20 protein-coding genes are annotated in these 22,857 nt (G+C 59.7%); 13 read left to right on the top strand and 7 right to left on the bottom strand.

What is annotated here, in order from left to right; genetic code table 11:
• Together MHZ97_RS16350 and MHZ97_RS16345 are read right to left on the bottom strand one after the other, a co-directional pair.
• A partial coding sequence (locus tag MHZ97_RS16350; RefSeq protein ID WP_239313698.1) for a hypothetical protein occupies window positions 1–88 on the bottom strand: 88 nt, incomplete at its 3' end.
• Between the two features lie 218 nt (window positions 89–306).
• The gene (locus MHZ97_RS16345) at window positions 307–1,155 is read right to left on the bottom strand and encodes a LysR family transcriptional regulator (protein ID WP_239315046.1); all 849 of its coding nucleotides are present in this window, start codon (window positions 1,153–1,155) and stop codon (window positions 307–309) included.
• Between the two features lie 118 nt (window positions 1,156–1,273).
• Between MHZ97_RS16345 and MHZ97_RS16340 the strand changes: the two genes are divergently transcribed.
• From MHZ97_RS16340 to MHZ97_RS16310, 7 genes are all read left to right on the top strand, one after another.
• On the top strand, window positions 1,274–2,020 hold the full coding sequence (locus MHZ97_RS16340) for an SDR family NAD(P)-dependent oxidoreductase (protein WP_239315045.1): 747 nt from the start codon (window positions 1,274–1,276) through the stop codon (window positions 2,018–2,020).
• A gap of 89 nt (window positions 2,021–2,109) precedes the next feature.
• Window positions 2,110–3,567 (top strand): MFS transporter, encoded by a 1,458-nt coding sequence (locus MHZ97_RS16335; protein WP_239315044.1) that lies wholly within the window; start codon window positions 2,110–2,112, stop codon window positions 3,565–3,567.
• 438 nt (window positions 3,568–4,005) lie between these two features.
• Window positions 4,006–4,545 (top strand): GNAT family N-acetyltransferase, encoded by a 540-nt coding sequence (locus MHZ97_RS16330; protein ID WP_239315043.1) that lies wholly within the window; start codon window positions 4,006–4,008, stop codon window positions 4,543–4,545.
• Window positions 4,546–4,814: 269 nt separating this feature from the next.
• A complete protein-coding gene (locus MHZ97_RS16325) occupies window positions 4,815–5,387 on the top strand; it encodes a DUF4142 domain-containing protein (protein WP_103796650.1) in 573 nt (190 codons plus the stop codon).
• A gap of 346 nt (window positions 5,388–5,733) precedes the next feature.
• A complete protein-coding gene (locus MHZ97_RS16320) occupies window positions 5,734–7,062 on the top strand; it encodes a glycoside hydrolase family 10 protein (RefSeq protein ID WP_239315054.1) in 1,329 nt (442 codons plus the stop codon).
• 107 nt (window positions 7,063–7,169) lie between these two features.
• Window positions 7,170–7,406 carry a type II toxin-antitoxin system antitoxin HipB gene (gene hipB, locus MHZ97_RS16315; protein WP_239315042.1) on the top strand — a complete coding sequence of 79 codons (237 nt, stop codon included), beginning with the start codon at window positions 7,170–7,172 and terminating at the stop codon, window positions 7,404–7,406.
• A complete protein-coding gene (locus MHZ97_RS16310) occupies window positions 7,406–8,713 on the top strand; it encodes a type II toxin-antitoxin system HipA family toxin (protein WP_239315041.1) in 1,308 nt (435 codons plus the stop codon). The genes hipB and MHZ97_RS16310 overlap by 1 nt, the downstream gene beginning before the upstream one ends.
• Before the next feature lie 9 nt (window positions 8,714–8,722).
• Here the strand turns inward: MHZ97_RS16310 and MHZ97_RS16305 are convergent, their stop codons facing one another.
• The gene (locus tag MHZ97_RS16305; protein WP_103796654.1) at window positions 8,723–9,499 is read right to left on the bottom strand and encodes an ABC transporter ATP-binding protein; all 777 of its coding nucleotides are present in this window, start codon (window positions 9,497–9,499) and stop codon (window positions 8,723–8,725) included.
• A 191-nt stretch (window positions 9,500–9,690) separates the two neighbouring features.
• Here MHZ97_RS16305 and MHZ97_RS16300 point away from each other — a divergent pair, with 191 nt between their 5' ends.
• From MHZ97_RS16300 to MHZ97_RS16290, 3 genes are read left to right on the top strand one after another with little or no spacing between them, the layout of a single operon-like run.
• The gene (locus MHZ97_RS16300) at window positions 9,691–10,740 is read left to right on the top strand and encodes an ABC transporter substrate-binding protein (RefSeq protein ID WP_239315040.1); all 1,050 of its coding nucleotides are present in this window, start codon (window positions 9,691–9,693) and stop codon (window positions 10,738–10,740) included.
• A gap of 10 nt (window positions 10,741–10,750) precedes the next feature.
• Entirely contained in the window at window positions 10,751–11,755 is a 1,005-nt protein-coding gene (locus MHZ97_RS16295; protein WP_103796656.1) for an ABC transporter permease, read from the top strand.
• 23 nt (window positions 11,756–11,778) lie between these two features.
• Window positions 11,779–12,825: a PLP-dependent cysteine synthase family protein gene (locus tag MHZ97_RS16290; RefSeq protein ID WP_239315039.1), complete on the top strand. Its 1,047-nt coding sequence runs from the start codon at window positions 11,779–11,781 to the stop codon at window positions 12,823–12,825.
• 52 nt (window positions 12,826–12,877) lie between these two features.
• Here the strand turns inward: MHZ97_RS16290 and MHZ97_RS16285 are convergent, their stop codons facing one another.
• A complete protein-coding gene (locus tag MHZ97_RS16285; protein WP_103796658.1) occupies window positions 12,878–13,939 on the bottom strand; it encodes an ABC transporter substrate-binding protein in 1,062 nt (353 codons plus the stop codon).
• 201 nt (window positions 13,940–14,140) lie between these two features.
• On the opposite strand from MHZ97_RS16285, the gene MHZ97_RS16280 reads away from it, so the two are divergent.
• Together MHZ97_RS16280 and MHZ97_RS16275 are read left to right on the top strand one after the other, a co-directional pair.
• A complete protein-coding gene (locus MHZ97_RS16280) occupies window positions 14,141–15,286 on the top strand; it encodes an acyl-CoA dehydrogenase family protein (RefSeq protein ID WP_239315038.1) in 1,146 nt (381 codons plus the stop codon).
• Window positions 15,286–16,371, top strand: coding sequence for an LLM class flavin-dependent oxidoreductase (locus MHZ97_RS16275; RefSeq protein ID WP_239315037.1), 1,086 nt, complete (start codon window positions 15,286–15,288; stop codon window positions 16,369–16,371). Before MHZ97_RS16280 ends, MHZ97_RS16275 begins: the two co-directional genes overlap by 1 nt.
• 192 nt (window positions 16,372–16,563) lie before the next feature.
• Here the strand turns inward: MHZ97_RS16275 and fhuE are convergent, their stop codons facing one another.
• Entirely contained in the window at window positions 16,564–18,696 is a 2,133-nt protein-coding gene (gene fhuE / locus MHZ97_RS16270) for a ferric-rhodotorulic acid/ferric-coprogen receptor FhuE (RefSeq protein ID WP_375337771.1), read from the bottom strand.
• Between the two features lie 1,151 nt (window positions 18,697–19,847).
• Between fhuE and MHZ97_RS16265 the strand changes: the two genes are divergently transcribed.
• On the top strand, window positions 19,848–20,249 hold the full coding sequence (locus tag MHZ97_RS16265) for an H-NS family nucleoid-associated regulatory protein (RefSeq protein WP_103796662.1): 402 nt from the start codon (window positions 19,848–19,850) through the stop codon (window positions 20,247–20,249).
• 75 nt (window positions 20,250–20,324) lie between these two features.
• Here MHZ97_RS16265 and MHZ97_RS16260 read toward each other — a convergent pair whose 3' ends face one another.
• Together MHZ97_RS16260 and MHZ97_RS16255 are read right to left on the bottom strand one after the other, a co-directional pair.
• The gene (locus tag MHZ97_RS16260) at window positions 20,325–21,626 is read right to left on the bottom strand and encodes an LLM class flavin-dependent oxidoreductase (protein WP_239315036.1); all 1,302 of its coding nucleotides are present in this window, start codon (window positions 21,624–21,626) and stop codon (window positions 20,325–20,327) included.
• Window positions 21,627–21,665: 39 nt separating this feature from the next.
• Window positions 21,666–22,739 carry an iron-containing alcohol dehydrogenase family protein gene (locus MHZ97_RS16255; protein WP_103796664.1) on the bottom strand — a complete coding sequence of 358 codons (1,074 nt, stop codon included), beginning with the start codon at window positions 22,737–22,739 and terminating at the stop codon, window positions 21,666–21,668.
• Window positions 22,740–22,857: the final 118 nt, after the last annotated feature.

The raw sequence follows: 22,857 nt of genomic DNA, 5'->3' as shown, positions 1-22,857 counted from the left end.
TGTAGGTGGGCCAGTTGGTGATTTTGAATTTTTGCTTTGCCACGGAACGGTCTGTGTTGTCGGGAGGATGCGTGATCTGATCCTTCAACTCAGCAAAAGTTCGATTTATTCAACAAAGCCCTCAACAGGCTGAAAGCCATTGCGCAAAGTGCGGATTTCGACCCTGATTTTATGGAAGGCATTATGCGTTATATTATTGACGAGGTGGTCCGCCGGCACGGGGAATTAAAAGCGTAATATTTGTCAGGCCACCTTATCCGTGCAGCCTGCCTTGCCGCTTGCCCTGATGAAATCCGCTACGCTTCTTTAAGCCAGCATCGCATCAGCAATATCCAGCAGGGCGCGGAGACGATCCATATGCCGCAGGTCCTGATGGTAGCCGACCCAGATATCTCTTGAGGGAGGTAAATCAGGGGTCGCAATGCGCTGCAGCCCAGGGGTGGCATCGCCCAGGGGCTGTGGCAGCACGGCGACGCCCATGCCGCGCCGACACATTTGCGCCTGAACCGCCCGGCTGGTGCTTTTAAAGGCAAGTCTTGAGTGCGGAAACCGCTCAAGATGCCAGGAGACGTCAGGGAAGTGCGATTGCTCGGTGTTCATCAGGATCAGCCCCACCGATGAGGGATCGCGTAGTATTGCCTGTGCATTTTCAGGCGTGCCGTAAAGGGCATAGGGCATGCTCATCAGTCGGCGCTGAACAATATCGGGATCGGTAAAAGGCACGATGCGAAACGCTATGTCCGCATCGCGGCGCGACAGATCGAGCAGGCGAAAACTTGCGATGATTTCCGGCACAATCGCCGGATGGCGGCGCGTCAGTTCGCCCAGTACAGGTGCCAGAACGTAGTTAGCAAACCACTCTGCTGAGGATATTCGCAATATCCCTTCAAGGCGGTCGTGATTTCCTGCCAGGCGCCTTTCCATCGCCAGCGCGGAGTTTTCCATCGCCTCGGCCAGCTTCATCACCCCGTCACCCGCGTCCGTCAGCACCAGCCCCTCGCTTGTGCGGCGAAAGAGCGCCTGCTGCGCCTCATCCTCCAGCGCCTTTATGCGGCGTCCCACCGTGGGATGGCTTACGCCAAGGCTCTGGGCCGCCTTGCCGAAAGAGCCGTTTCGCATGACAGCAAGAAATATCTGCACGTCACTCCACTCCATGCCCTGGCCTCCCCGTTCAAAAATGAACATCCAATATACAAAAGTGTCAGTTCTCAAACAACTGTGTAAGTAGCACTCTAGCTTCCATTATCCACCCCCCCTGTCAGGAAGCTGAAAGATGAACAAATTAAGCGACAAAGTTGCCCTTGTAACCGGCGGATCCAAAGGGATCGGTGCCGGCATTGCCCGTCAGCTGGCGGCCGACGGCGCCAGGGTCGTCGTCAGTTACGCCTCAAGCCGAAGCGGTGCCGAAAAGGTGGTCGCCGATATTGAAGCCGCCGGCGGGCAGGCTGTGGCGGTCGCGGCGGATGTCACCCGCCAGCCAGAGGTCGAGGCGCTGGTCAACGCCGCCATCGACACCTTCGGGCGGCTGGACATTGTGGTAAACAACGCCGGTATTTATCAGTTCGCCAGCATTGAAGAGAGCACCGAAGCGCTCTACCGCCGGCAGTTCGACATCAATGTGCTTGGCCCGCTGTTAGTGACCGCCGCCGCCGCACCGCACCTGAGCAGCGGCGGCAGCATCATTAACATAAGTTCGTTTGTCACCCGCGTCTTTATTGCCGAGAGCGCCATCTACAGCGGTGCCAAAGGCGCGATTGACGCCATCACCGGCGTACTTTCAAAAGAGCTTGGCCCCAGGGGGATTCGCGTCAACGCGGTTAATCCCGGCCTGATAGAAACCGAAGGCAGCCACAGCGTCGGTGCAATGAACTCCGACTTCCAGCGCTGGAATGAAGAGCAGACGCCGCTCGGCCGCATCGGTCAGGTGGAGGACGTTGCGCCAGTCGTCTCTTTTCTCGCCTCAGACGAGGCGCGATGGATCAGCGGTGAGGTGATTCTGGCCTCCGGCGGTATGCGCTAAGCCCCGCGTCCTTCTGACGGCGTAACACCCTGTTTTGCTATTACCAGACGTCCCTTAAGGGGGACGCTACCCTCTATAAGGAGCCTTCTATGTCGGCACAGAGCATCACGCAAGCCGAGCCGCGTCGCTGGGCAATGTTCGTTATTCTGCTGGTCGGCGCCTTTTTGCCGCCGCTCGATTTTTTTATCGTTAACGTGGCGCTGCCCGCGATTCAGAGTGACCTGAGCACCTCTTCCTCGGCTGAGCAGCTGGTCATCTCCTCCTATGCTGCCGTCTATGCGGTGACCTTAATTACCGGTGGCCGGCTGGGGGATATTTACGGTCGCGGGAGAATGTTTTTCCTGGGGCTTATCGGATTTGCCGCCGCATCGCTGCTGTGCGGTTTAGCCTGGTCGCCCTGGGTGCTGATTACCGGGCGGATGTTACAGGGGGTCACGGCCGCCGTTATGGCGCCCCAGGCGCTGGCGTCGGTGCAGGCCATTTTTCCCGACGCGGAGAAGCCGTTAGCGATGAGTATCTACGGCGCGGTGTTTGGTCTCGCCTCTGTTATCGGGCAGATACTGGGCGGCATCCTGATTTCAGCGGATCTGTTTCACCTGGGATGGCGGGCTATTTTTCTCGTTAACCTGCCGGTGGCGCTGCTGGTTATTCTCTTTGGCCTGCCGCTGCTGAAAGAGACGCGAGCGCAATCGGCACAGCGACTCGATCCTGTCGGCATGCTGCTGGCCACCCTTACGCTGACCGCGCTGATTGTGCCGTTGATTGAAGGCCGCGAAGCGGGATGGCCCTGGTGGACGTGGCTGCTACTGGTTGCCGTCCCGCTGCTGGCCTCGTGGCTCTGGCGTTATGAACATCGTCTCAGCCGGAATGGCGGTTCGCCGCTGCTTGATCCGACCGTATTGCGCGCGCCCGGACTGGGCCAGGGACTGACGATTGTTTTGCTGTTTTACTCCATCGGCACGTTTTTTCTTTTGTTTTCCATCTATCTGCAGGGCGCGCTGCATTTAAACGCCCTGCGCGCGGGCACGCTTTTTCTGCCTTTTGGCATCGGCTTTTTGATTGGGCCGCTGCTGACGCCCGCTTTGCGGCGTTTTGTGGGAAATTACCTTAGCGCTATCGGCATGGGATTCGAGACCACAGGATTAGCGGGTCTGGCATGGCTGATCGCACATACGCACACCGGCACGCCTCCCGTTATGCTGCCGCTCGCGCTGCTCCTTTTTGCCACCGGTCTTGGCCAGGGGCTGGCGATGCCAACGCTGGTGCGGATGGTAACCGGCCAGGTTGCCCCCGCCTTTTCCGGTATGATTGCCGGCGTAACCAGCTCGACATTGCAGATCAGTACGGCGCTGAGCGTTGCTATTATCGGCGGCATTTTTTACAGCATCCTGGGCAACGGTCACAGCGCAGCCGCTATCACCCACGCCTTTATCGCCGCGCTTCTGGCGATGGCGCTATGCCTCGCGGCTGGCGCGGGGCTGAGCATCCGGCTTATCCGGCGCGCCTCCGGCCCCGCTGCCGCCCCGGCCCGCTATTCTCTTAAGTAATCTGAAAAGGTCAGCTGGCTGTGCGAATGCCCGCCTGATTCGCCAGCCAGCTAAGCCCCTCTTTTCCGCTTCGGCTCCCCTCTCGGGCCGTCAGCCGGGTTCGCCCTGATGCCGCCGCAACCCTCTCCTTGCTGAACTCATCTTGCCGGACAATGTGCAGGAACGGGGTATCACGCTCGAACAGGATGGAAGCGAAGGTCACGATGAATGGTTTACAGGGAAGCGATGGTATTATGGTCAGGTTTTATAAGAGAAAGGCGTAAATTATCTGTCTCAGTCTCAGCTTTGCGCCCAGAGTATCTGTCAGCCATCCCCTCCCCGGCTTCCTGCTAACGGAAAACGGACATCAACGCGTAAAGCGTTTATCGTGGTCATTCTCAGGCTTTGCCTGGCTGGCTAAACCTTTCAATTAATAAGCTGCAGAAAATGGAGTGATTCATGTACTGGGAGTCAGAAAGGCTGCTTTACCGACCGGTAATCATGTCCGATCTGGAAGCGCTGTTTCGCATTTACGGCGACGTCAGAACACACCGGTTTAACCCGGCAGGACCACACCGGGACATTGAGCATAGCCGTAATGTTATTCTGCTGCGTACCGCAGACCGTGAACGTTATGGTTTTGACGACTGGGCCATCTGTGAAAAGAGCGAGCCTGAAAGGGTAATTGGTTTTGGCGGCATCTTCGTCAGTGCGTTCAATGGTCGACAAACTAACAACCTCGGCTATCGGTTTGAACCTGAAGCCTGGGGTAAAGGTTATGCCACTGAACTCTCTCGCCGCGCATTGATATATGGATTTGACGAGCTGAAACTTCCCGAAATTGTCGGCGTAACGCGCGAAACTCATTTAGCTTCGCGCCGCGTGCTTGAAAAAGCCGGTTTGTTATTGATGCAAAGAGTCGATGATCCAGATGATCCGCCAGCTAACCTGGTATTTACGCTGACTCTCGAGCAATGGGAAAGGTTAAAAAGGAGATAAGCATAAACCTGCCGCCCCGCTATATTGCGCTTATGGCATCACGCCACTTTGGTTAAGCCCAGAGTGGCAGCGGCTCTGACTGCTTCCCGACATCATTATCAGCGCATGTTATTTTCATTAATATCCCTGTACCGCTTTTTAGTTTGCCCTTTTCGCCGTCTTACAGGGTTGTCCCACTATACTGACTAGTGCACCTGTAATCTCTATACGAAGCTGCGCGCGCTTAATAACCTGACGCCAGCCTTCCCTACGCTTATCTGGAGAATAAAATGCCCAATAATAAAACCCTGAAAGGTCTGCTGGCCCTGTCGGCCGTTGTCGCGATGTTCAGTGCTGTCGGCCTGCATGCCCAGACGCCAGCCAGCGCGGCACAAACCAGTGCCGCAGGAGAGTCGAGCGCCAGACTCAGCGCCGGCGACGAAAAAGCGCTGAAGGATATGGCGCAGGCCAATATCAATGAAGTCGCCGCCGCCAAAATTGCGCTGAGCAAGGCTGAAAGCAGCGACGTCAAAGCCTTTGCTCAGAAAATGGTTGATGACCATAGCGCCGCTCTGACCAAAGTACAGACGGTCGCCGAACAAAAAGGGGTGTCGCTGCCTACGGAACCGGACGCTAAACACAAAACGATGGCCGCTAAACTGGACAAGCAGAGCGGCGCCGCCTTTGACAAAATGTATATGCAAAACGCCGGCACGAAAGATCACAAGATGGTGCTGTCGACGCTGCAAAGTGACGCCAAAAAGATCAAGGATCCCGCAGTGAAGGCGCTGGCCGATGCGCATACGCCGGTTGTAGAGCAGCATCTGAAGGCCGCCCAGCAGATGCCGCAGGCCGGTATGTAAACCCTTACCGCCTCCTGTGACCCGGATTTAAAGAGTTGCAGGCGTTCACGTCGTGAGTGTCAGCCCTGCTGAACAGGCGCGGCCCCTGGATGTTAAGGTGCCGGCCGATGTTCGCCTGTATGCCGTCGCAGGCTGACGCTCACCCCAGATATCGATCGTCAGAAGCGATCCGCCGCGGCCGTTCGGCAGGCGTTATCGCTAAACCTGCGTTCCCTCACCCGCGCCTCTCTGGACAACGGCTCATCCTTTTCCTCAAGGTACACATTCCGATAAGCGGTTGACTTACGCCGTGATAACCAGAGAATGATGCTCTCCGGATAGTGAGCAATATGAAAGGGAGTTTACCATTAGCCATTCCACCTTCTCCTTCTGCGCGGCGCGCAAAAAGCTGCTGCTCGCCGCCGCGCTGCTGCTGGCCGGCTGCGCCTCTGAACCGCCTAAGTCACTGGTGACGCCCTTTCCCAGCGCTAAGCCGCAGCCGCAGCCGCAAACCAGCACGCCGGCAGCCACGCAGCAGCCGGTGCGCGGCGTCTGGCTGGCAACCGTCTCCCGCCTCGACTGGCCGCCGGTCAACTCGGTTAATCTCAGCAGCGCCGCGCAGCGCATCCAGCTACAGCAGCAGGCGCTGACCGCCAAACTCGACAGGTTGAAAAGCCTGGGCATCAACACGGTGTTCTTTCAGGTTAAGCCAGACGGCACTGCGCTCTGGCGCTCCGATATTCTGCCCTGGTCCGATATGCTGACCGGCACTCTTGGCGCCGATCCCGGCTACGATCCGCTGATGTTTATGCTGGATGAGGCGCACAAGCGCGGCATGAAAGTCCACGCGTGGTTCAATCCCTATCGCGTTGCCGTGAATACCCGCCCGTCAACTCTTGCCGAGCTAAACCGCACCCTGTCGCTGCACCCAGCCAGCGTCTATGTGCTGCATCGCGACTGGATCCGCACCGCGGGCGATCGGCTGGTGCTGGATCCCGGCATCCCGGACGCGCGCGACTGGATCACCAGCATCGTGGCGGAAGTGGTAAGACGCTACCCGGTCGACGGCGTGCAGTTCGACGATTACTTTTATGCAGAAACGGCAGAGTCGCCGCTAAACGATGCGCAGACCTGGCGCGCCTGGGGCCAGGGATTCGCCTCTAAAGCGGACTGGCGGCGACACAATACGCAACTGCTGATAGAGCAGGTATCGCGCACCATCAGGCAGATCAAACCGCAGGTCGAGTTTGGCGTCAGTCCGGCGGGCGTCTGGCGTAATCTGTCGCACGATGCGGCTGGCTCTGACACGCGCGGCGCGGCGGCCTATGACGAAGCCTTCGCCGACACCCGCCGCTGGGTGCAGCAGGGGCTGCTCGACTATATCGCACCGCAGCTCTACTGGCCTTTTGCACGCCAGGCGGCGCGCTACGACGTGCTGGCCCACTGGTGGGCGCAGGTGGTGAAGCCGACCCATACGCGCCTCTATATCGGCGTCGCGCTCTATAAAATCGGCGAACCGTCGCGTACCGAGCCGGACTGGACGGTAGAGAACGGCGTGCCGGAGCTGAAGAAGCAGCTCGACCTGAACGAAAGCACGCCGGGTATCGACGGCACTATTCTGTTCCGGGAAAACTATCTTAATCAGCCACAGACGCAGCCGGCGGTTCGCTATCTGCAGCGCCGCTGGGGCGGCTGATTTATCCCTGAGAGAGGATAAACTTTACTTTATCCTCTGGTGGGTATAACTTCTGACTTATCCCCAGGCGGGGATAGCTGCTTCCCCGCCTCTATTCAGGAGCGGCGATGATATACAGTCCCAAACAGCTGGCCCACTTAATCCGGCTTGAGCGGCAGAAGCGCGGCTGGTCGCAGAGCGATCTGGCGCGCCGTGTCGGTATCAAGCAGGCCACGGTCTCTAATTTTGAAAACAATCCTGACAAGACCACGCTGACCACCCTGTTTAAAATCCTGCAGTCGCTGGAGCAGGAGCTGGTGATTCAGGGCCAATCGGCGCAAAACGGCAAGGAGCTTGACTGGTAATGGATCGGCTTAGCGCCTGGATGAACGGCGAGCGCGTCGGCACCCTGACGCGTCAGAAAAATGGCGCGCATCTTTTTCAGTATGCGCCGGGCTGGCTGAGCAATCCGCTGGCGAGGCCGCTGTCACTCTCGCTGCCGCTGCAATATCCCGCTATCGCCTCGGTCAGCGTCATCAATTTTTTCGACAACCTGCTGCCGGACAATCCCCGCGTCAGAGAGCGCATCCTCAACCGCTATCGGGCAAAGTCGATGCAGCCGTTCGATCTGCTGCGTGAAGTGGGCCGCGACAGCGTCGGCGCGGTGATGCTGCTGCCAGAAGAGGCCGCCGCGCCCGATCTCACCATCAGCTATGAATCGCTGGATACGGCGCGGCTGGAAAAGATCCTCTCGGCCTACCAGAGCGATATTCCGCTGGGCATGATCCCGGAAGAGCGTGACTTCCGCATTTCCGTAGCGGGCGCGCAGGAGAAGACCGCGCTGCTGCTCACCCCGGAAGGCTGGGCGATCCCCCACGGCCCGACGCCGACATCACATATTATCAAGCTACCGATCGGCGAAATTAAGCAGCCCTTCGCCACCCTTGATATGCGCAACAGCGTAGAGAATGAATATGTCTGTCTGGCGCTGGCGCGCGAGCTGGGCTTTCGCGTGCCCGACGCCAGCATTATCACGGCGGGCAGGCTGCGCGCGCTGGCGGTCACGCGGTTCGACCGCCGCTGGAGCGCCGACGGCGCCCGGCTGCTGCGTCTGCCGCAGGAGGATATCTGTCAGAGTCTCGGCCTCGCCTGCGCGACGAAATATGAGTCCGACGGCGGCCCGGGCATCGCGGCGATCATGTCGCTGCTGATGGGCTCCAGCAATGCCCTGGAGGATCGCGACGATTTTATGAAGTTTCAGGTATTCCAGTGGCTGATCGGCGCGACGGACGGACATGCGAAAAACTTTTCGCTCTATATTGAGCGCGGCGGCAGCTACCGGCTGACCCCCTTTTACGACATCCTTTCCGCTTATCCGGTGCTGGGCGGCGCTGGCCTCAATATCCGCGAGCTGAAGCTGGCAATGGGGCTGGCCGCGTCGAAAGGCAAAAAAAGTGAAATCGATAAGATCTTTCCGCGCCATTTCCTCGCCACGGCAGAAAGCGTCCGCTTCTCCACGGAACGGATGGCGCAGATCCTCGCCTTCTTCGCCGAGGCGCTGCCCGCCGCCGTGGCGCGCGTCAGGCAAGGACTGCCTGCCGTTATTCCGCCGGCGATCGCCGACGCTATCTTCGACAACGCGCTGAAAATGGCATCGCGCCTGAATAAATAGCGGGGCATTTCAGGCCGCGGCCTGTTCTGCTCCCAGCAGCGCCAGCACCCGGCTGCGCAGCGCCACCAGCGCCGGATCGTCGCGGCGGCGCGGGTAGGCCTGCTCAACCTCGATCACATCCAGCACCCGCGCCGGACGCGAGCTAAACACCACTACACGATTCGCCATAACCAGCGCCTCTTCAACGTCGTGCGTTACCATCAGCGTCGTAAAGTTCTGCTCCTGCCAGAGATCGACAATCTCCTGCTGCATGCGCAGGCGCGTCAGCGAGTCGAGCTTGCCGAGCGGCTCATCGAGGATCAGCAGGCGCGGATGATTTACCAGCGCACGCGCCAGCGCGGCGCGCTGCGCCATGCCGCCAGAAAGCTGATGCGGCCAGGCGCGCGCGAACTCTTTCAGCCCGACGCGCTGCAGCATAGCGTCGATGCGGGCCTGCGCCGCCTGTTTACTCTCGCCGCGAATCTGTAGCCCCAGCCCAACATTGTCGTATATGGTGCGCCACGGATAGAGCGTCGGATCCTGAAACACCACCACGCGTGACGGATGCGGTGCGGTAATGGCGCGCCCCTCTTCCGCCAGCAGCCCGCTGGTGGGTTGCTCCAGACCGGCCAGCAGGCGCAGCAGCGTCGATTTGCCGCAGCCGGACGGTCCGAGCAGCGCGACAAATTCTCCTGGCCGCACCCGCAGGCTGATATTCTCCAGCACCGGCAAATCACTGCCCTCCAGCGTAAAGTGGTGGCTGACATTCTCAATTTCGATATTTACCCCTGCTGCTTGCATCGCCATCGAATACTCTCCTCAGTCCGCTTAATAGCTCCATAAATAGCACGCGCCTCACGAATGAAATATGCCGATAGCGATAATCGTTTTACCCGATCTTCATAATGAAATATCGCATGAGGTCATGCGGGATTGTTATTTGGCGGCCTCGAGCCCATGCGTTAATTTCCCGGTAATTCACTACAAGGAATAGCGTTATGGCAATAGATTCATCGTCGATAAGCCGCCGCGCGCTGCTGCGCGGCCTCGCCACGCTGGGCGCAGGCATCGGGTTAAGTCCGCTGTTTACCGGCTCCGCTCTGGCGGAGGAGAGACCGTTAAAAACTATCAAACTGGCCTGGGGACAAACCGCGGTTTGCCAGTCGCCGATCTCCGTGGCGCTGAAGCAGGGATTCTTTAAAAAGTATGGCCTTAACGTCGAGCCGGTGAACTTCAGCGGCCCGACCGATGCGCTGCTGCAGGCTATCGCCACCGGTCAGGCGGACGGCGGCATCGGCATGGCGCTGCGCTGGCTTAAGCCGCTGGAGCAGGGTTTCGACGTCGATCTGACCGTTGGCACGCACGGCGGCTGTATGCGTCTGCTGACGCCAGAAAACAGCAATATCCGCAGTGTGAAAGACCTGGTGGGCAAATCGGTGGCGGTAACCGACCAGGCAAGTCCGATCCGCAACTTCTTCGCGATTCAGCTGGCGAAACAGGACATCGACCCGGATAAAGCGGTGAACTGGCTGCAGTATCCCGCCGATCTGTTCGGCGAAGCGCTGCGCAAAGGGGAAGTACAGGCGCTGGCCACCGACGATCCACAAGGCTGGCTGCTGAAGCAGCAGCACAATCTGGTCGAGGTCGACAACAATCTGAACGGTGAATATGCCCACCTCACCTGCTGCGTGCTGGGACTGCGCGGCTCGCTGGTGCGCGACGATGCGAAAACCGCCCAGGCGATTACCCAGGCGATCGTTGACGCACAGCAGTGGACTGCCGACCACCCGGAGGAAACGGCGAAGATCTTCCAGCCGTTCGTGCCTGGATCGGTGCCGGTCGAGTCCATCGCTGCGATGCTGAAAGAGCATACCCATAGCCACCACTCCACCGGCGCGCAGCTGCGCGGCGAAGTCGCGACCTACGTTAACGAGCTGAAAAAGATCAACGTGATCCGCCCGGACACCGACGCGCAGCAGTTTGCCGCTCACTATGTGCCCGACCTGCTGCCCGATAACGGCCAGCATCACCATATGAAGATGAGTTAGGGAGAGCCGCATGGCCACAAATATTCTGACGTTGCGCCGCCGCGCCGAGTCGCGCCGCCTTGAACCGGCGCTGTGGGGCGCGCTGCTGGCCTGGTGGGCGCTGGTGGCGCTGATGGTGGCGCTGCCGGATAAACCGCAGGGCTTCGCCGCACCGCGCTTCGTCAACGAGACGCACGAGCTGTTTATCGCGCTGGCGACGCTGCTATCGGCGCTGGTGCTCACCGCCAGCGCCACGCCTGCGCTAAAGGCCTGGCAGCCGCTGAAGCGCAGCGGGCGCTGGCTGATTGCGCTGGCGCTATTGACTGGCGTGTGGGAATACGTCACCGCCAAGCTGGCACTGCTGCCCGCGCCCTTCTTCGCGCCGCCGCGCGCGCTGATTGAAGCCTACGCCACCGACTGGCCGCGCCTGCTCGACAGCGTGCTGAATTCGCTGCGCCTGCTGGCGTTCGGCTTTCTCTATGGCAGCGTCGTCGGCTTCGTCACCGGCGTCGCTATCGGCTGGTCGCGCGGGCTGGGCTACTGGGTACATCCCGTTTTGCGCTTTCTCGGCCCGGTTCCCTCTACCGCGCTGCTGCCCTTGTCGCTCTACTTTTTCCCCTCAAGCTTCGCCGCCGCCGTGTTTCTGATTGCGCTGGCGACCTGGTTCCCGGTTACGGTGCTTACCTGGTCGGGCGTCGCCAGCGTCGACAGCCGCTATTACGACGTGGCCCGCACCCTGGGCGCAAAGCCGCTGTTCCTGGTGCTGCGCGTCGCGGTTCCCGCCTCGCTGCCGCATCTGTTTGTGGGGCTGTTTATGGGCCTGGGCGCCTCTTTTTCGGTGCTGGTGGCGGCGGAGATGATGGGCGTCAAATCGGGGCTGGGCTGGTATTTGCAGTGGGCGCAGGGCTGGGCAGCCTACGCCAATATGTATGCCGCGCTTATCGTGATGGCGGTGCTGTTCTCGTCGCTGATCACCCTGCTGTTTATCGTTCGTGACCGCACGCTCGCCTGGCAGCGCAACGCGGTGAAATGGTAATACTTTCTCAAGAGGAGTCGCCTGTGGCTGCATCTGTCTATAACTCTGTAACCGAACTGATTGGACAAACGCCGCTGCTACGCCTGTCGCGATTCAGCGAGCGTCACGGCGTGCGCGCCGAACTGCTCGGCAAGCTGGAACTCTTTAACCCTAACCACAGCGTTAAGGATCGCATCGCGCTGGCGATGATTGAACAAGCGGAGCGCGACGGCTTGATTAAGCCAGGTGACACTCTCGCCGAAACCACCAGCGGCAATACCGGCATCGGCGTCGCCTCCATCGCCGCGGCCAAAGGCTACCGCTTTCGCGTCTATATCAACGATTTCGTCAGCATCGAGCGCAGCAAGATTATTCAGGCCTACGGCGCCGAGGTGGTGCCTTTCAGCACCGTGCCGGGCTTCGCCGACTTTTATGAGGCCAGCGAGGGTGACTTTGTCGCCGCCACGCGCTGGCTGGTAGCGCAGGTGAGCGAAGCCGAGCCGGGCGTGCATTTTCTGCAGCAGCTTCAGAATCCGGCCAACCCGCGCGCACACGAGCTAACCACCGGCCCGGAAATCTGGCGCGATACCCAGGGCAAGCTGGATATTTTTGTCGCCTCGGTGGGCACCGGCGGCACGCTTTCCGGCATCGGGCGCTATCTGAAGGCGCAGGATCCCACCATTCAGGTGATCGCTGTCGAGCCGGGCATCGGCTCGCAGCCAGGCCCGCAGCGTCCGGAACCGCTGGAGATCACCGGCGTTCACGCCTTCAGCGGCCAGCCGCCGGAGCGCATTCCGCCTAACCTTGATCCGCAGGTTTATGACGACGCGATTGCAGTGGAAACCTGGCAGGCGTATCAGGCCGCGCGTCAGTTCGCGCTGGCGGAGGGCATTCTGGTGGGGGATTCATCAGGCGCGGTGCTGTTTGCCGCCCAGCAGCTGGCGGCGCGGCCGGAGAATCAGGGCAAGCGTATCGTTCTGCTGCTGGCCGACGGCGGTGCCAACTATCTCAGCACGCGGCTGTTTAATCACGATCAGCCGGTAGAAAGCCTGAAAGAGGCAACGGCGGTGCAGACGTCGCAGCAGCTGTAAGGCGGGTGGTCAGAGACGAAGAGGTAAAACGGCAGCCTGGGGCTGCCGTTTTTTATGATGCCAGTACGTCAGAGGTAATGCCTTTCGCAAACAGCAGCGAATCCGTTTCCGGACGCAGCACATTAATTGCCTTCAGATCGCGTGCGTAAATATCAATCTCTTTCACAAAAGCGTCGCCCACCGAATAGTGGCCGTGGGTATGGGTTTTCAGTACGCTGGCAATCTCCTCGGGACGGGTATTCAGCGCCTTGCTGTTAAAGGCCTGGGCGATAACCTCAGGATGCTGTGCGGCGTAGGCGTGGGCCTGCAAAATCGCATGAGTCATCGCCGCCGCCACGTCAGGCCGATCGCGGATGAGGCTACCGCGTGTGCCGATGACGCAGCAGCTCAGCCTGGCATAGGCATCGCTGAGATTGGTGGCGACCTCCCGGTAGCCCGGCTGCTGCGTCAGACGCCACATCACCGGATCCGAGCCGCTCGCCGCCTGGATCTCCCCTTTTTGCAGCACCATCGGCAGTAAATCCTGCGGAAAGACGCGCCAGTCAACCTCGGTATTGGGATCGACGCCGTGACGCTTGAGCAGCAGCGAGAAGAAGTTCTTATCCGCACCCGCCATATCGGTAACGCCGATAGTCTTGCCTTTCAGCGCCTGCAGCGAGGTCGGCCCGTCGTCGCGCGTCAGCAGCCGCATACAGCCGCCGTGCGTACCCGCCGTCAGCTTAACGTCGAAGCCCTGCTCCAGCGCCTTAAGCCAGCGCAGCGCCATACCCACCGCCGCTTCCGCCTTGCCAGTGGCTATCGACTCCAGCAGCAGCTCGGTTGAGTTGCCGAAGTTGACGAACTCAACCTCCAGGTTGTGCGCTTTAAAGAACTGATGCTGATCCGCCACGACCACCGGCGCCAGGCAGATGGCGTTGAGGTTGACCGCCAGACGGACCGGCGTCGGCTGCGCCAGCGCCCATTTGCCCGCGCCGCCCTGCAGCAGATCGGGCGACATAGCCATACCGGGCATGGCGTCATGCGCCCAGAGCGGTGGCGAAAAGGCGCTGGCGGCAAGCGCCGCGGCGGAATAATGCAAAAATTGCCGACGTGATAAAACGCTATTTACTGGCATAGCTGTACCCCCGAATAAAATAATCTTTCCCGGAAATGAAATAACAAATAAACAGAGCAACGAAGGCAGAGTAATGGGAAACAGGCGGGGCAACCAGCCTGTAAATTATGCCGATTCCGCATGTGGTTATCCGCTTTAATGCTTTTACATCGCCGGGAGAAAAATAAAGAATCGAAACTCTCTCTAAATAACTGAGGCAAGATGATGGCGCTTAGCGAATATCTCGACGAGCTGCTGCCGGTGATTAGCCAGACGCTGGCAAGCAGCGCGGCAGAGGTGGACAGACAAGGCGCGTTTCCCACGGCAAATTTCGCCCTGCTGCGCCAGCACGGCCTGCTGAGTTTCGCACTGCCGGCGTCGGCGGGCGGCGGTGGCGCGAGCCTGGCGCAGTGCCGCGCGGTGATTGCGGCAGTGGCGCAGGGGGAACCCTCTACCGCGCTGATTTTGATTATGCAGTACCTCAACGCACGTCGGCTAGGCGACGACTCCAGCTGGCCCGCCAGCGTGCGCCTCCAGGTGGCGCAGAGCATCGTGCAGCAAGGGGCGTTAATCAACGCACTACGCGTCGAGCCGGAGCTTGGCACCCCGGCGCGCGGCGGCCTGCCCGCCACCACGGCGCGACGCGGCGCGGACGGCTGGCGCATCAGCGGCGAGAAAATCTACTCTACCGGCAGCGTCGGGCTGAGCTGGTTTCTGGTCTGGAGCCGCAGTGACGACGCAGATCCGCTGGCAGGTGCCTGGCTGGTGCCCGCTTCCGCGCCCGGCATCCGCATTGAAGAGGAGTGGGATCACCTGGGCATGCGCGCCACCTGCAGCCACCGCGTGGTGCTGGAGGAGGTCTGGGTGCCGCTGGAAGATGCGGTTAACGTCAGCCGCTGGAGCGCGCCGCGCCCCGGCCTCAGCGACGAAGAGAGCCTGTGGATGGCGGTGCTGCTGGGCAGCCTGTATGACGCGATCGCGCGCGCGGCGCAGCGTGAATTTATCCGCTTTCTACAGCAGCGCGTTCCTGCCAACCTGGGCCAGCCGCTGGCGAGCCTGCCGCGCTTCCAGGAGCTGACGGGACGCATCGAAACCCTGCTCTTTACCAGCCGTACCCTGCTCGACAGCGCGGCGGCGGGAGCGATCGCCACATCCGACGCGGCGAAAGTGAAACAGGTCACTATCGACAACGCCATTCGCAGCGTGCAGCTGATGGTCGAGCATATCGGCAATCACGCGCTCACGCGTACCAGCCCGCTCGAACGTCACCTGCGCAACGTGCTGTGCGGCCGGATTCATACGCCGCAGGACGATGCTGTTTTCACCGCCGCCGGCAAAGCGGCCCTTTTATTCGACAGGAGTAGATGATGACGCTGGAGTTTATTGGCCTGGTCGGCGCGCACGAAGCAAGCGAGTCCGATGCTGGCAACGGTCAGGTGGTGGATCTCCCCTTTATCAAAGCCTTTGCCCAGACGCAGGAGTATGCGGGTTTTGACAAAGTGCTGCTGGCGGTCAACACCCGCGCGCCGGATTCGATGATTATCGCCAGCTACGTGGCGGCGCTCACCGACAAGCTCGGCCTGCTGGTGGCACATCGGCCCGGTTTTCAGGCCCCGACCTTTGCGGCGCGCCAGTTCGCCACTCTGGATCGGCTCAGCCAGGGGCGCGCGGCGATTAATGTTATCACCGGCGGCGACAGCGGCGATCTGCAGCGCGACGGCGACTTTCTCGATAAGGAGAGCCGCTATGCGCGCAGCGGCGAATATCTGGAGATTATGAAGCGGGTCTGGGCGTCACCACAGCCGTTCAGCTTTGAAGGGGATTTTTACCAGGTACGGGATAACTTTACCGAGGTGAAGCCATATCTTAAACCGCGCGTGCCGATCTATTTTTCCGGCGCGTCGCAGGCGGCGGTAAAGATTGCCGCGCAACATGCCGACGTCTATATGATGTGGGGCGAGCCGCTTGAGCAGGTCAAAGAGCGTATCGCCGAGGTGCGGGCCGCGGCGAAGCAGTATGGTCGCGAAGATCGTATCCGCTTCAGCCTGTCGCTGCGTCCGGTGCTGGGCGCGACCGACGAAGAGGCCTGGCAGCGCGCCGATCGGCTGCTTGCGCAGGCGCAGGCAACCCTCGGCGGAAAGGCGATTCAGCCCGACAGCAATACCGGCTCGCAGCGGCTGTATCAGCTGGCGACGGCGCGCAAGGTCTATGACAGCTGTCTGTGGACCGGCATCGCTGCCCTTTCCGGCGCGGCGGGCAACTCCACCTCGCTGGTGGGCGCGCCGGAAACGGTGGCGGAGGCGGCGCTGGAATATTACAAGCTCGGCATCACCACCTTTCTGTTCCGCGGTTTCGACCAGCTGCGCGACGCGGCGGATTACGGGCGTCTGCTGCTGCCGAAGATCCGCGAACGCGTAGCGGCCTATGACGCGGCGCAGACGACAGCGGCGTAGCGCCTTGCGGGGGCCGCTTTAAGCGGCCCTTTTTATCTCCGCCCAGTTGTCACTCATATTTAAACCGCTATATTAAACGCCACGACTCATTCGCCTCTCGGCTCAAACGCTGTGGCGATGGCGCGTCTTATAAGCAAACACGGCGGGTACAGCCCAAAGCTGACCCGCCGATGTTTTATTCACACCATCCCACTAGAAACGATAGGTCGCCGATACCGAGAAGTTGCGCGGCGCACCATAGACGTTATAAGCGCCAACCCAGGTGTCGTACTCTTTATCAAACAGGTTATTCAGGTTGGCCTGCAGTGACAGATTTTTATTCACCTCATAGCGGGCGAAGAGATCCACCAGCGCATAGCTGCCCTGCGTCGCATGCCAGGTGCCGTTGCCTTCCGGCGCGCCGACATCCTGCCAGGTGTGGGTCTGCCACTTCACGCCGCCGCCCAGCGTCAGCTGATCGAGCATCGGCAGGCGATAGCTGGTGAACAGATTGAAGCTGGTGCGCGGCAGCTGCGAGTTATAGGCGTTGCCGTCGCGATCCTGCGCCAGATAGGTGGTACCGCCGAAGGTCATCTGCCAGTTGTCGGTCAGCGCCCCGTTTACCTCGAACTCCACGCCGCGGCTGACGACGCCATCTTTTGCCGCGTAGGCGGTCGACTGCGATCCCGGAATAATCTGCCCGGTGTCTTCGCCGACGTTATCCAGCTCGGTGCGGAACAGCGACAGGGTGGTAGTGAGACGGCTGTTCAGCCAGTCAGACTTTACGCCCACTTCGTAGTTTTTCCCGATCACCGGCGACAGGAAGGCGCCGCTGCTGTCGCGGTAGTCCTGCGGCTGGAACACCGAGGTATAGCTGGCGTAGGCGGACCAGTTCTCCGCGAAGTCATAAATCAGCCCGCCGTAAGGCGTGGTGTTGTTTTTCTCCAGCTCCTCACCGGTGGTCAGCGTCTGGCGATTCCAGTTGGTGTAGCGCGCGCCCAGGATCAGATGCAGCGGATCGGCCAGCGAAATGCGCGTGGCGAGATAGACCGATTTCTGGCGAACCGTGGTGCTGTCAGCCGTCAGCTCGCGCGGACCCCAGTCAGTTTCGGGGAAGTCGCCGTTGAAGTTGTTGTAGTTACCCAGCTCGTCAGCCGAAATATTGGCCCAGGCGCTGTAATATTTATTCTGCTGGCGGCTGTAGTTAACGCCGACCATCAGCTCATGCTGACGACCCAGCAGTTCGTAGGGGCCGCTGGCGAAGGCATCGACCGCATCGACCTTACGCTTGCCGGTGTTGTAGCCGGTTCCGCCCACCACCGGATAGTCGGCATACTGCGAGACGCCGAGGCCGCTGGTTTTATCGAAGTAGCCGTCGAGATAGAGCTGCTTGCTGTCCAGGAACATCTCGTTGTGGGTGCCGTTAAGCGTGATGTTCCAGCCGTTGTCGAAGTCCTGCTTCAGGTTAACGAAGACCTTCTTGTTCTCTTTATCGTTGTAGGCCCACTCCGGCGCGGTATTGTAGCCGCGACGGGAATGGATCTGCGTGCCGTCGGTGTACCAGCGCGGCGTGCCGCTCCACATCGTCGAGTCGGTATTGACTTGAGAAAACTCGTAGCCGACGGAAAGCGTGGTGGAATCAGTCAGATCGGCGTCCACCACGCCGTAGACGAACTGCTTCGTGGCGCCGTAGCGTTCGATAAAGCTGTTCTTATCGTCATAGCCCGCTACCAGGCGGCCGCGCACGCTGCCGTCGCTGTTGAGCGGCGTAGAGAGATCGGCGACGTAGCGCTGTTTGCCCCAGCTGCCGTAGGTGGCGGAGACGCTGCCGGTAAAATCTTTGCTGTCGGCGTGTTTGCGTACCATATTGATGGCCGCTGAGGGATTGCCGGGGCCGGTCAGCAGACCGGTGGCACCGCGCACCACTTCCACGCGCTCATAAAGCGCCATATCCGACTGCGCATCGCCGAGGTTCCAGCGCGAGGCAAAGGTGGTCGGAATGCCATCAACCATATAGTTGTCAATCTCGAAACCGCGCGCATAGTAGCTGGTGCGATCCATATCGCTGCTGACGCCGGTGATCCCCATTGTGTTGTGCAGCACGTCATTCAACGACTGAAGCTGCTGATCTTCCATGCGCTGCTTGCTGACGATGGTGACCGACTGGGGGATATCGCGCGCGATCAGCGCCATTTTGGTACCGGCGCGGGTAACAGGCACGCTGTAATCGCGCGGATCCTGTTGCCCGGTGCTGCTGGCGCTGGCGTCAACGGTAAGCGTCTGTTCGCTGGCGGCGGCCGCATCGGCGGCGTGGGCGCTCTGCGCAACGCTGGCGGCAATCAGCACGGCCAGCAGCGAGCGCTACAGCGGGTGTTTTATGGCGCTGGCGCTGTTGGCCGCACGGTATTCCCTGACGCGCTGAACATCAAAAGACATCACTCTTCCTCTATTTCATTATTGGTTATGGCTGCCGCTGGTTGCCGGTTCGACCCGCCTGCCCGGCCGCAGGACGCTGTTCTGACGTGATGCTGTAATAAAGCAAATGAGAAATATACGCATTGCCATTATCATTGCAAGCAATTGTTAATAAATGCTGCAAAACAACACGGACAAGCGAGGGGTCGAAACACCCTGATTAATAAGAGGTTTAAGCAGAACGCTGGCGAAAGTAAGCCATAACTACTGGAATTTACAGGAAAGCACGGGTGCCCACGCTGAATGCGGGCGTCAGGTCGCCCTGCCTCCAGCATCCGACTGCGGGGCGGGTACAGCCCCTGGCCGCCAGGCCTGAAATGCGAAAGGATGGGGAAACAACGCGATGTTCAGCGAGCGCCTGCGCCTGCCTGCTATCGACTGCAGATTTAAACGGCGTCGACAGGGCAAATGGCTGGCGTCTTTTAATTCGCTGATTAACGGCGGATTAATATAACAACCGGCCCGGCTCCACTGGAGAAAATTTATTCCAGATCACAGTACAGTGAAACAACGTGAGCTATTTGAGCGCGGACAATAGTTTCGCACGTCACTATCCTGGCGCGTGTTATAAAGACGCTGGCGCTTTCATTTAGTAAATATTGCTATCGTTAATGATAACGCTGCGCAAAGAGTGCGCTGTTTTTGAAGATTTATAACCTGCTCTCTTTTAACGCGTTGCCGTCATGGCAGAGACGAGCTGTAAAGCCGCGCGCCGCATATAATGATGCGATCGCGCTAATGCGTCTACTATCAGCAAGATAGCGCAGGTCACGATTAAAAATAAGCGCGGCGTTGCGCCATTATTGCCGTAAGGGCAACCGCACGAAAACTATTCATCTCCGATCCACTCTTAGACTGGTTTATATTGGTTCTTGTTATTTTATGCTAAAAAATTAACCCGATTGCGGTAACAAATTACTATGCTCAAAATGACATTATCTGTGCTTTAGCTTATTTCCTTTATCTATTTTTTACCGTAAACTGCGCGCTTTACATATTTTGATTAGTTAAGGGTTATATCCATGAGTGATGCGCTGAAAGCATTGAATAATCTTCGTACGCTGCGCGTTCAGGCACGAGAAATTGAGCTAGACGTGTTAAACGAGATGCTCGAAAAGTTCTCTGTCGTTGTCGCAGAACGTCGTGAAGAAGTGAATGCTGAACAAGCCGCACAGAAAGAAAAAGCGGAGAAGCTGGCATTGTATAAAGAGATGCTGATGAAAGACGGCATCGATATTTCCGATCTGGCCGATCTGGCGCAGAACGAAAGCAAACCAAAAGCGAAACGCGCGCCGCGTCCGGCAAAATATAAGTTCACCGATGAAAACGGCGAAACCAAATTCTGGACCGGCCAGGGCCGCACTCCTTCGCCGATTAAAAAAGCGCTGGATGCAGGCGGCTCGCTGGACGAGTTCCTGATCTAATAATAAAGGCGCTGATAGTCAGCGCCTTTTTTATCTCCGCTTTTCAGCCTTTCCGCATTCGCGGCCGCGATTTATTCAGATCGCCGGCAAGCCGAGGTTTTCACGCAGCGTGGCGTAAGCGTAGTCCGTCGGGAACAGACCGCGACGACGCAGCTCCGGGATCACCAGCTCGACAAAGCGATCCAGCTGGTCGGGCATAATAGCCGGCATAATATTAAAGCCGTCCGCACCGCCCTGCTCCAGCCAGAGCTGGAAGTCGTCGGCGATATCCTCTGCCGTGCCGACGATCACCCGATGACCGCGCGAACCTGCGGCGATAGCCGCCAGCTCGCGCAGCGTCAGGTTCTCGCGCTTCGCCATATCGGTCATCAGCTTCACGCGGCTCTGGTTGCCTTCGCCCAGCGGCACCTCCGGCACCGGGCCGTCCAGCGGATAAGTTGAAAGATCGAGACCAAAGCGCAGCGAAAGCTGTTTAAGCCCGTTGTCGATATCCACCAGCGTATTCAGCTCTTTCCACAGCGCCTTCGCCTCTTCGCGGGTGCGGCCGACTATCGGCATCACGCCCGGCATAATCACCACGTGATCCGGGTTGCGGCCTGCGGCGTTAACCTGCGCCTTCTGCGACTGATAAAAGGCCTGCGCCTCTTCCAGGCTGGCGGCGGCGGTAAAGACCACTTCGGCCGTTTCGGCGGCGAGCTGCTGACCGTCGGCAGAGGACCCCGCCTCGATGATCACCGGACGCCCCTGCGGCGAGCGGGTAATATTCAGCGGCCCCTGCACCTGGAAGTGCTCGCCGACGTGGTTAATCGGCTTAATCTTGTCGTTAACGAAGTACTGGCCCGAGGCGGGATCTGGCTGGACAGCGCCCTCTTCCCAGCCTTCCCACAGTTTACTGGTCACCTGCAGGAATTCGCGCGCGCGCGCATAGCGTTCGGCGTGGTTCGGCATATCGTCGCGACTGAAGTTTTTCGCCACGTCGGCGGAGAAAGAGGTCACTACGTTCCAGGCGGCGCGGCCGCGGCTGATATGGTCGAGCGAGGAGAAGGTGCGCGCCATAGTAAAGGGATCGCTGAAGGTAGTGGACGCGGTGGCGGCCAGGCCGATTCGGCGGGTGTTGACCGCTACCGCCGAGAGCATGGTCAGAGGTTCAAGGCGCGCCATGGTAGAGGGCAGACGATACATGCTGGTCGCCAGCGCGTCGCCGACGAAAAAGAGGTCAAAACGCCCCGCTTCCGCTTTTTGCGCCAGGCGGATCAGCCAGTCGATATCGGTCGGTGCGCCCAGCTCTTCGGTCAGGCGCCAGCCGCTTACGTGATGCCCTACCGGCTGAACGAAAAGACCAAGACGCAGACGTGTTTTTGCAGATGAACTGTCCATATTATTTCCCTGATTGCGATAAAAGCCGTCTCTGAGCGGCTATAGAAAATGATCGGTGGCGATCAGCGCCTGTTCCAGCGCCGTCGGCGAAATTTCAAACGGCAGACGCGCCGCGCTGGCCGCCGGAAAACGAACCTCCGCGGCGAGACGATGCAGCGCCGCCGCGCGATCGCCCGCCAGCGCAGGCAGCTTCAGCGGCGCGTCGAAGCGCCGCAGCAGCGCCACCAGCGCCGCGTCCGGCTCGCCGTTTCCCTGCTCCATAAAAGACTGAACCAGCAGGCTGTAGCCAACCTTCTCGCCGTGCAGCCAGTGGTGCAGCTCCGGCAGCCAGGTCAGGCGGTTATGGATGGCGTGGGCGAAGCCGGGCGTCGGTAGCGTATCGCGCATGCTGTTGGCCAGTCCAGCCAGCACGATGCTGGCGTCGATGATGCGCTCCAGCGCGAAGGTCACCTCGCGTTGCCGGTTCGCCTCGATAGCGTCGTCGCCCCACTGCAGAAAAGCGTCGACCGCACGCTGCGCCGCCATCACCTTCAGATCGAGCGCCAGGCTGTCGGGATTATGGCGCTGATAGGGGCGAAACTCGTACCACTTGGCCAGCGCGTCGACGATGCCCGCTTTCAGATAGCGCACATCGCTGCGGGCGATAATTTCGCTGTCTACCAGCACCAGCGCCGGCATTTTACGCAGCGGCTGACTGCGCAGATGTCCGCCCTGCGCGTTATAGACGATGGCCACCGGCGACCAGGCGGCGCAGGTGGCGGCCAGGGTAGCAAAGTTGATCACCGCGACATTATCCAGCCCGTCGCCCGCTGCTTTCGCGCAGTCCAGCACGCGTCCGCCGCCGACGGCCAGAATCGCCTCCGCCCCCTGCTGCGCCGTACTGGCCTGTAGCTGGCTTATCGCCTCGTCGCTGCATTCACCGTCGAGCAGCTCCAGCTGCCAGCGAATGCCCTGACTCTCCAGGCTCTGGGTCAGTTCAGGATTGACCGCCTGCCAGGCGCGCGGCGAGCTGAGAATGCGAAGATGGGTGGCGATGGGACGAATATGTTCTCCGGCCCGCGCGCGGATTCCGGCCTGCTGTAGATAGGCTTGCGGCGATTTAATGGCTAACACGGCTTATCCTGCTGTGGATCTGCTACCCGTTAAAACCGTCGGGTAAACAGAGAGTTAATAAGGTTGCCCTTGCGCGCGGCGTCTGCAGGGCATAGTACGACAAACGCTAATTTAAGCA

The organism is Pantoea sp. ACRSC, assembly GCF_022346785.1.
In the GTDB taxonomy this organism is placed as follows: domain Bacteria; phylum Pseudomonadota; class Gammaproteobacteria; order Enterobacterales; family Enterobacteriaceae; genus Pantoea; species Pantoea alvi.
This window is presented reverse-complemented; position numbering and strand designations above follow the sequence as displayed.